This window comes from Paraburkholderia sp. (assembly GCF_026225065.1).
GTDB lineage: Bacteria > Pseudomonadota > Gammaproteobacteria > Burkholderiales > Burkholderiaceae > Paraburkholderia.
In genome coordinates this window covers 1-7,780 of sequence record NZ_JAMFSB010000416.1, presented here as the reverse complement: position 1 = coordinate 7,780, position 7,780 = coordinate 1, and the positions used below count along the sequence as shown (strand labels likewise).

Below are 7,780 nucleotides of genomic sequence, written 5' to 3'. Positions count from 1 at the left end.
GGCGTGTCGCTGATCAATACGATCAACTCGATCGTGGGCGTGGACCTCGACGTGATGGCGCCGTTGCCGATTGTCGACGGCAAGGGCACGCACGGCGGCTATTGTGGACCGGCGGTCAAACCGATCGCGCTGAACATGGTGGCCGAAATTGCCCGCGACGTTGAGACGCCGGATCTGCCGATCTCCGGCATCGGCGGCATTTCGACGTGGCGCGACGCGGCGGAATTCATCGTGCTGGGCGCGGGCAGCGTGCAGGTCTGCACGGCGGCAATGCATTACGGTTTCCGGATCGTTTCCGATCTCGCCGACGGCCTGTCGAACTGGATGGACGAAAAAGGCTACGCCACGCTCGACGACATTCGCGGCCGCGCGGTGCCTAACGTGACTGACTGGAAGTACCTGAATCTCAAGTACGACATCAAGGCGCGCATCGATCAGGACAAGTGCATCCAGTGCGGGCTGTGCCATATCGCCTGCGAAGACACCGCGCATCAGGCCATCACGCGCGAAAAGGATGGTGTACGGCATTTTGAAGTGGTGGACTCCGAGTGTGTTGGGTGTAACTTATGCATGCACGTCTGCCCGGTTGACGAGTGCATCACGATGGAACGTGTCGACGCGGGTGAGTACGCGAACTGGACCACTCATCCTAACAACCCGGCTAGCGTGAATGCGGCGGAGCAGCAAGCGGCACCGCAGGCCGGGCAGCAGGCCGCCGTGAAAGCGGCCTGAAGTAGTAGCGCATAACAACGCACAACAAAGAAGAACCCGTAGCACACGAGGCACTTGTACTGAACCTGGTTCCCATCCGGTCTGACGTCTCCTGAAGCATGGCGAGAAGAGGCGCAGGTCACAACGACGAAGTGGAGATACTTCAATGAAGCAGTCAGCGCAAACCGCCGATCCGCAGCTAGCGGCCGGCGCGCAAGCCAGCAGTCTTTACAACGATGACCTGGCTCCGACCGGCGTCGCGCAGCGCACGTGGAAGTGGTATCACTTCGCCGCGCTGTGGGTGGGGATGGTGATGAATATCGCGTCGTACATGCTCGCCGCGGGCTTGACGGAGCAGGGGATGTCGCCGTGGCAGGCAGTCGTCACGGTGCTGCTCGGCAATCTGATCGTGCTGGTGCCGATGCTGCTGATCGGCCATGCCGGCGCGAAACACGGGATCCCTTATGCGGTGCTGGTGCGTTCGTCGTTCGGCACGCAAGGGGCGAAATTGCCGGCCATGCTGCGGGCGATCGTCGCGTGCGGTTGGTATGGGATCCAAACCTGGCTCGGCGGCAGCGCGATTTATACGCTACTCAACATCCTGACTGGCAATGCGCTGCATGGAGATGCCCTGCCGTTCCTCGATATTTCTGTCGGGCAACTGGCGTGCTTTCTCGTGTTCTGGGCCCTGCAGATATACTTCATTGTGCACGGCACCGATTCGATCCGCTGGCTGGAAAGCTGGTCGGCGCCGATCAAGGTGGTGATGTGTATTGCGCTCGTGTGGTGGGCCACGTCGAAGGCCGGCGGTATCGGTTCGATGCTCTCGGCGCCGTCGCAGTTCGTGGCCGGCGGCAAGAAGGAGGGCCTTTTCTGGGTGACATTCTGGCCGGGGCTTACCGCAATGGTCGGTTTCTGGGCTACGCTCGCGCTGAACATTCCCGACTTCACACGCTTTGCCCGCTCACAACGCGACCAGATCATCGGCCAGTCGATCGGCTTGCCGGCGCCAATGGCCTTGCTCTCGGTGATTTCCGTGGTGGTGACCTCGGCCACCGTGGTGATCTATGGCAAGGCGATCTGGGATCCTATCGATCTCACGAGCCGCATGACCGGCATTGGCGTGGGCGTCGCGCTGGTGATCCTGACGCTCGATACGATGTGCTGCAATCTCGCAGCCAACCTCGTCGGGCCTGCTTACGATTTTTCGAGCTTGTGGCCCAAAGGCATTTCGTATCGCGTGGGCGGCATGATTACGGCGACGGTCGCAATCGTCATGATGCCGTGGAAGATTCTGGCCACGACGCAGGGCTATATTTTCACGTGGCTGGTCGGATACTCGGCTTTGCTCGGGCCGGTGGCCGGTATCCTGATGGTGGATTACTTCCTGATTCGCGGCACGGAGCTCGATCAGCGCGAACTGTTCGACGAAAACGGCGAGTACAGTTACACAGGTGGCTGGAATATCGGCGCGGTGGTGGCGCTGCTGGTAGGGGTGTTGCCGAATCTGCCGGGCTTTCTGCATACCGCGTTTCCGGCGATGTTCGCTAATGTTCCGGCATTCTTCAATACGCTCTACACGTATGCGTGGTTCGTGGGTCTTGCGCTCGCGTCCATCGTCTACATCGCCTGGATGAAATTGAGCAAAGGGCCGAGTGCGCGGGTTGCCAGCGCATGAGGCGGGCATCGGGCAGGTGCGGCTGAAAAAAAACCGTCAGCGCCGGTTCGATGCAGCAGCAACGGCAATGAATACGTAGCAGTCAATGAGGAGGCAGCAAGATGACGATCCTGATTCGTGGCGGCACGGTAATCGACGCGGACCGTAGCTGGCGGGCAGACGTGTTGTGCGCTGACCCGCAGGACGGCGGCACGATCCTGCAGGTGGGCCCGGAGCTGGAGGCGCCGGCGGGCGCGTCGATTGTGGACGCGCATGGACAGTATGTGATGCCGGGCGGCATCGATCCGCATACGCATATGGAGTTGCCCTTCATGGGCACCACCGCAAGCGACGACTTCTATACGGGCACAGCAGCGGGTCTCTCGGGCGGCACTACGAGCATCATTGATTTCGTGATTCCGAGCCCACGCCAGTCGCTGATGGAGGCGTTTCACTCATGGCGCGGCTGGGCCGAGAAAGCTTCGGCCGACTACGGCTTTCACGTGGCGGTGACATGGTGGGACGAATCGGTGCACCGCGACATGGGCACGCTCGTGCATGAGCATGGCGTATCGAGTTTCAAGCACTTCATGGCCTACAAGAACGCCATCATGGCCGACGATGAAGTGCTGGTGAACAGCTTCGCGCGTTCGCTGGAACTCGGCGCGTTGCCTACAGTCCATGCGGAAAACGGCGAACTGGTGTTCCAGTTGCAGCGCCAGTTGCTTGCGCGCGGCATCACCGGGCCGGAAGCGCATCCGCTCTCGCGGCCGCCGGAAGTGGAAGGCGAGGCGGCCAACCGGGCGATTCGCATCGCTCAGGTGCTGGGGGTGCCGGTGTATATCGTGCACGTGTCGTCGAAAGACGCGGCCGACGCGATTGCCCGGGCGCGCAGCGAAGGCCTGCGGGTATTCGGTGAAGTCTTGCCGGGGCACCTCGTGATCGACGAGGCCGTCTATCGCGATCCGGACTGGACGCGTGCCGCGGCGCACGTGATGAGCCCGCCGTTCCGTTCGGCCGAGCATCGCGAGGCGCTGTGGAGCGGACTGCAGGCAGGGCAGTTACACACTACGGCTACCGATCACTGTGTGTTCTGCGCGTCGCAAAAGGCCATGGGCCGCGAGGACTTCACGAAGATTCCAAACGGCTGCGGTGGAGTTGAAGATCGCATGTCGGTGCTCTGGCATCACGGGGTGAATTCGGGGCGTCTCACGCCTAACGAGTTCGTGCGCATTACCTCGACCAACGCGGCGCAGATTTTCAATCTGTATCCGCGCAAGGGGGCGGTGCAAGTGGGAGCGGATGCAGATCTGGTGGTTTGGGACCCAACAGCTAGCAAGACGATTTCGGTCAAGACGCATCACCAGAAGGTCGATTTCAACGTGTTCGAAGGCATGACGGTGCAGGGCGTCGCTACACACACGCTGACTCGCGGTGCATTGGCGTGGACCGATGGCGACCTGCGCGCAGTGCGCGGTGCGGGCCAGTATCTGAAGCGCCCACCGAATGCGGCTTACTTCGACGCGATCCGGGTAGCCAACAAGCTCAAGGAGCCGCACGCGGTGGAGCGGTAGGCGGTATGGCGAGCGCGCGGACGGTGCGTGAATGCCGCCGCGCGCTTGCGATGTCGAGGTTGTTAGCGTGTAGAAGAGGGGTGGGCGCTCGCCCTGAGCGCTCGCGGCTATTCAGTTTTCCCGTGGCTTGCCGTTAAACGGGAGCAGGCAGGTACTGCCTTGGCCTAAGCCTGATTCAAGCCCGCTCGCGCTAACAACTAAACCAGCCGCGTATGTTGCGTTCGATCTCGTCGTTCGTTTTGTGTCTTCTTGTGCTGCTGCTCGCCTTGTCGATGCGGTCAGGTTTCGCTGCCTCGTCCGTCACGGTCGAGCCTGATAGCGCGCCACGCGCGCCGCTCAACGAACAGTTGCTTAGCGTGCCGGTCGAGTCGTCGCCGCCGCTGCGCCTGCAGGTGACGCTGTTCATGCCATCGCACGGCGGCCCGTTTCCGCTCGTAATCGTGAATCACGGCGCGTCGCATGATCTGCCCAATACGCCGCGCGTCGCCGACAACTTTATTCCCTACTATTTCCTTTCACGCGGCTATGCAGTTGCGCTGCCGATGATGCGCGGCTATGCCGGTTCCGAGGGCTATCCGAGGCCGCACGGCTGCGACGTCGCCGCGCTCGGTCTCGATTCGGCTCGAGACATCCGCAAGGTGCTCGACTATGTGAAGCAACTACCCGGTATCGATACTTCGCATATCGTGGTGGCCGGCAAGAGCATGGGCGGATGGAATACCCTCGCGTTCGGCTCGCTCAATCCGCCTGACGTCAAGGGACTTGTCAGCTTCGCTGGGGGCGTGAAGGAGTCCGACTGCAAGAGTCCGGATGCGAGCCTGATTAGCGCGGCACACCAATTCGGCATGCAGACGAAACTGCCTTCAATCTGGTTCTTCGGTGAGAACGACCAGATCTTCGCCACACCCACCTGGCAGGCGATGTTCAAACAGTACACCGCTGCGGGCGCCCGTGCGGAACTGGTCGACTACGGTGTGTTCCAGAAGGACGCTCACGCGATGACCGCATCCGGAGCCGGTCTGCCGTTGTGGGTGCAGAAGGCCGATACGTTCCTTGCGAGCATCGGCATGCCGAGCCAGGAGGTCGACCCCGAGTATTTGCCGGATCGCGCGCGTACATCGAGCGCGTATGCGGATATCAATGACCTCGACGCCGTGCCGTTTCTAACCGACAAGCAGCGCGACGATGTGTATCGCCGCTTTCTCGCCGCGCCGCTGCCGCGTGCTATCGCAATCGGTTCGACGAACGTGGTGTACGCCTCCGGCGGTTTTGATCCGAGCCTGAGTGCGATGGACAAATGCTGGAAGGTCACCCGCTATTGCCAGCTCTATGCGGTGGACAACACGGTGGTCTGGCCGCGGCTCGAATCGGAACCGCCCAGCACGAAATTCGCAGCCCTGGCCGACGTCTCCGCCGTGCCCTATCTGAGTGAGCGCGGTCGCCGGGTCTATACGAAGTTTCTGGGCCTGCGCACTCCACGTGCGTTTGCGATCGCGCCGGACGGTGCCTGGGGCTACGCCTGGGGAATCGATCCGATTAACGATGCACTGGCTTACTGCGCGAACGGGCATGCCGGCTGCCGTTTGTATGCGGTAAATCGCGATGTGGTGTGGCAGGGTAAATAATGTGGCTGCGAGCCTGGATCGCAGCTAGCAGCCAGCCGCTAGCGCTTCTGCCAGACGCGCAAGCCGAACAGCGGCACGATCCCGTAGGCATGGTCGAGCATATCCGACTGGATGCCTTCATACGAATGCCAGTCGGTGTCGTTGACGAACAGGATCACCTCTAGCGGCACGCCGAATTCCGTCGCCTGCAAGAGCCGGACGATGAGCGGCATATCCGTTCGAACCGCGGGATGCTGGCGGAAATAACCGACCAGATAGTGGCGAAACAGGCCGAGATTGGTGAGGCGCGGGCCTTCGTTCGTGAGGCTCAGGGGCGCCATCAGATCAGTACTCGCGTTCAGCTTTGCGAGTATTTCATCATCGCAAAACCGGATGCTATCGACGTCCATGTGAATGGGATGCTTGAGACGCCGTCCTCCCGATTCGACCATGCCGCGCCAGTTCTTGACGCCATTAGTTAGCAGTACGTAGCTCGGTATTGTCACAATGGAGTTGTCGAAGTTCTGCACCTTGATCGTATTCAAGGCGATGTCGATAACCGTGCCGTCCGCGACGAAGCCTGGTACTTCGATCCAGTCGCCCACACGCAGCATGTCATACGCAGCCAACTGGATACTGGCCACGAAACCCAGCAGCGAATCGCGAAAGATGATGATCAGGAGCGCGGTCATCGCGCTTACGCCAGTGAGAAAATAGGCCGGTGAGCGATGCAGCAGCAGGGAGATGAGGGCGATCAGCGCAGCGATGTACAGGACGATGGTAGTGACCTGCAGGAAGCTCTTGATGGGTCGTTCGTTCGCATGCGGGTAGTGGCTATAGCGGTCTTCAATACTGGCGAGGAATGCGAATGCGGCGCGCAGCGTCGTCAAAACCATGTAGCACGCCGAGATAGTTTCGAGCGGTGGTCCCAGCAGGGGGACCACTGGAAACGTCAGACCCGATAGCAGCGGGGCGGACAGATAAAGGAAGCACGCGGGCCCGAGCGGCGCGAGGCGGTCGAATACCTTGTGTTTCTCGGCTGAACGCAGCCACATACGCCGTTCGCCGCGCGCAAGCCGGGCGACGATCCTCAGCATGACGAAGCGTGTGAGGTAGTAACCGAGCGCGCTGATGATGGCTATAAACAACAGCAGCGCTATGACGAGAAGCGTGGCGACTGCAGTGCTGTCGCTATAGGCATAGAAATGACGGTTTCCGTCCCGATCCGTCACGATGTGGAAGATGCCGTCGAACATAGATCCTCTCAGTCGTGAGCAGGCTGTTCTCTGCAGAGGTTCCGCATGCACTTAATACGCGCACTGCGAACTGGCCGCCCGGTGTTGCTGCAGTATTGGTGCGGTGCAGGCCGTATAAATGGCGCATACGGTGCAGTCTTCGGCGTCTCAAGCGGTATTGTAGTGGCGCTGGCCTGTCAGGTGGCAGATATAAGCGCGCCCAGCGCCGATGGCAAACCATGCAGGTCATTGAGAGGGGCAACCCGGCGCCGTCCGAAGAGCGCTTTCGCGTCTTCGAGCCTCTGCGGATCGAGGGCAAGACACCCGCATCCGATGCCGCGCACCGCGAGTTCGTTCAAAGCACGGCGCGTGTCTTCGCGCAAATAGCGCGGATCGAAGACATCGATGTCGAACGGCATGCCATCGGACACCGTCAACAGGCTGGCGTTGGACAAGCCCATGCGCGTGGCCTCGTGACTAACTCTTGCGCCGGCATGCCGCAGCGCCGCGCCGAAGCGGGTGGACAGGCCAGGCCGAATCCGTGCGAGATAAGCCTCGGTCGAGGCGCTCCACACCTCGTCGAAGTCTTTGAACACGTGAAAGCGTACGCGATGCCGCCCATCGGAGTGAAAGCCGTACATCGCATAAGGGCGGTCGCCCGTGTTTAGCGCTTGTCCAAGTATGCGAGCTACGTCGAGCACGGTATGAATGCGCCCATCGAACGCGTTCGACGCCGAGAGGTCCAACAGTACCGCTAGCGGAACACCGCGCGCCTGCAGCCGGGGCGCGACGAAACCCTTGAAACGGTCCCGCTCGCCGCGCATCGCATCAATGCGGCCCGCGATGCATGCGTCGAGATCGAGCACATCGCCTTCGAACTCCCGAGTCCTGCCGCTGACAGCGCGCTCCCGTGTCGAATTGAGCATCGCCCTGACGCGCCGTGCCGATGATGTGTGATCGTCAAGGACCCGACGGCCTGGCATGGCGGCTTCGAGACGC

6 protein-coding genes are annotated in these 7,780 nt (G+C 61.2%); 4 read left to right on the top strand and 2 right to left on the bottom strand.

Annotation, left to right across the window (positions count from 1 at the left end; all coding sequences use genetic code 11):
• The 4 genes from preA to M0954_RS28650 form a co-directional block, all read left to right on the top strand.
• The coding region (preA, locus tag M0954_RS28665) for an NAD-dependent dihydropyrimidine dehydrogenase subunit PreA (protein ID WP_297356869.1) at positions 1-732 on the top strand (732 nt) is incomplete at its 5' end.
• Between the two features lie 145 nt (positions 733-877).
• The gene (locus tag M0954_RS28660) at positions 878-2,389 is read left to right on the top strand and encodes an NCS1 family nucleobase:cation symporter-1 (RefSeq protein WP_297356867.1); all 1,512 of its coding nucleotides are present in this window, start codon (positions 878-880) and stop codon (positions 2,387-2,389) included.
• A gap of 101 nt (positions 2,390-2,490) precedes the next feature.
• Positions 2,491-3,942 carry a dihydropyrimidinase gene (hydA, locus tag M0954_RS28655; RefSeq protein ID WP_122151811.1) on the top strand — a complete coding sequence of 484 codons (1,452 nt, stop codon included), beginning with the start codon at positions 2,491-2,493 and terminating at the stop codon, positions 3,940-3,942.
• A gap of 212 nt (positions 3,943-4,154) precedes the next feature.
• The gene (locus tag M0954_RS28650) at positions 4,155-5,567 is read left to right on the top strand and encodes a CocE/NonD family hydrolase (RefSeq protein WP_297356865.1); all 1,413 of its coding nucleotides are present in this window, start codon (positions 4,155-4,157) and stop codon (positions 5,565-5,567) included.
• 38 nt (positions 5,568-5,605) lie between these two features.
• Here M0954_RS28650 and M0954_RS28645 read toward each other — a convergent pair whose 3' ends face one another.
• Both M0954_RS28645 and M0954_RS28640 read right to left on the bottom strand, forming a co-directional pair.
• A complete protein-coding gene (locus M0954_RS28645) occupies positions 5,606-6,802 on the bottom strand; it encodes a mechanosensitive ion channel domain-containing protein (protein ID WP_297356863.1) in 1,197 nt (398 codons plus the stop codon).
• 176 nt (positions 6,803-6,978) lie between these two features.
• The coding region (locus M0954_RS28640; protein ID WP_367279545.1) for a nitric oxide reductase activation protein NorD at positions 6,979-7,780 on the bottom strand (802 nt) is incomplete at its 5' end.

Coding starts and splice junctions, on each gene's coding strand:
- M0954_RS28660 (WP_297356867.1), top strand. CDS start 878: ATGAAGCAGTCAGCGCAAACCGCCGATCCGCAGCTAGCGGCCGGCGCG.
- hydA (WP_122151811.1), top strand. CDS start 2,491: ATGACGATCCTGATTCGTGGCGGCACGGTAATCGACGCGGACCGTAGC.
- M0954_RS28650 (WP_297356865.1), top strand. CDS start 4,155: ATGTTGCGTTCGATCTCGTCGTTCGTTTTGTGTCTTCTTGTGCTGCTG.
- M0954_RS28645 (WP_297356863.1), bottom strand. CDS start 6,802: ATGTTCGACGGCATCTTCCACATCGTGACGGATCGGGACGGAAACCGT.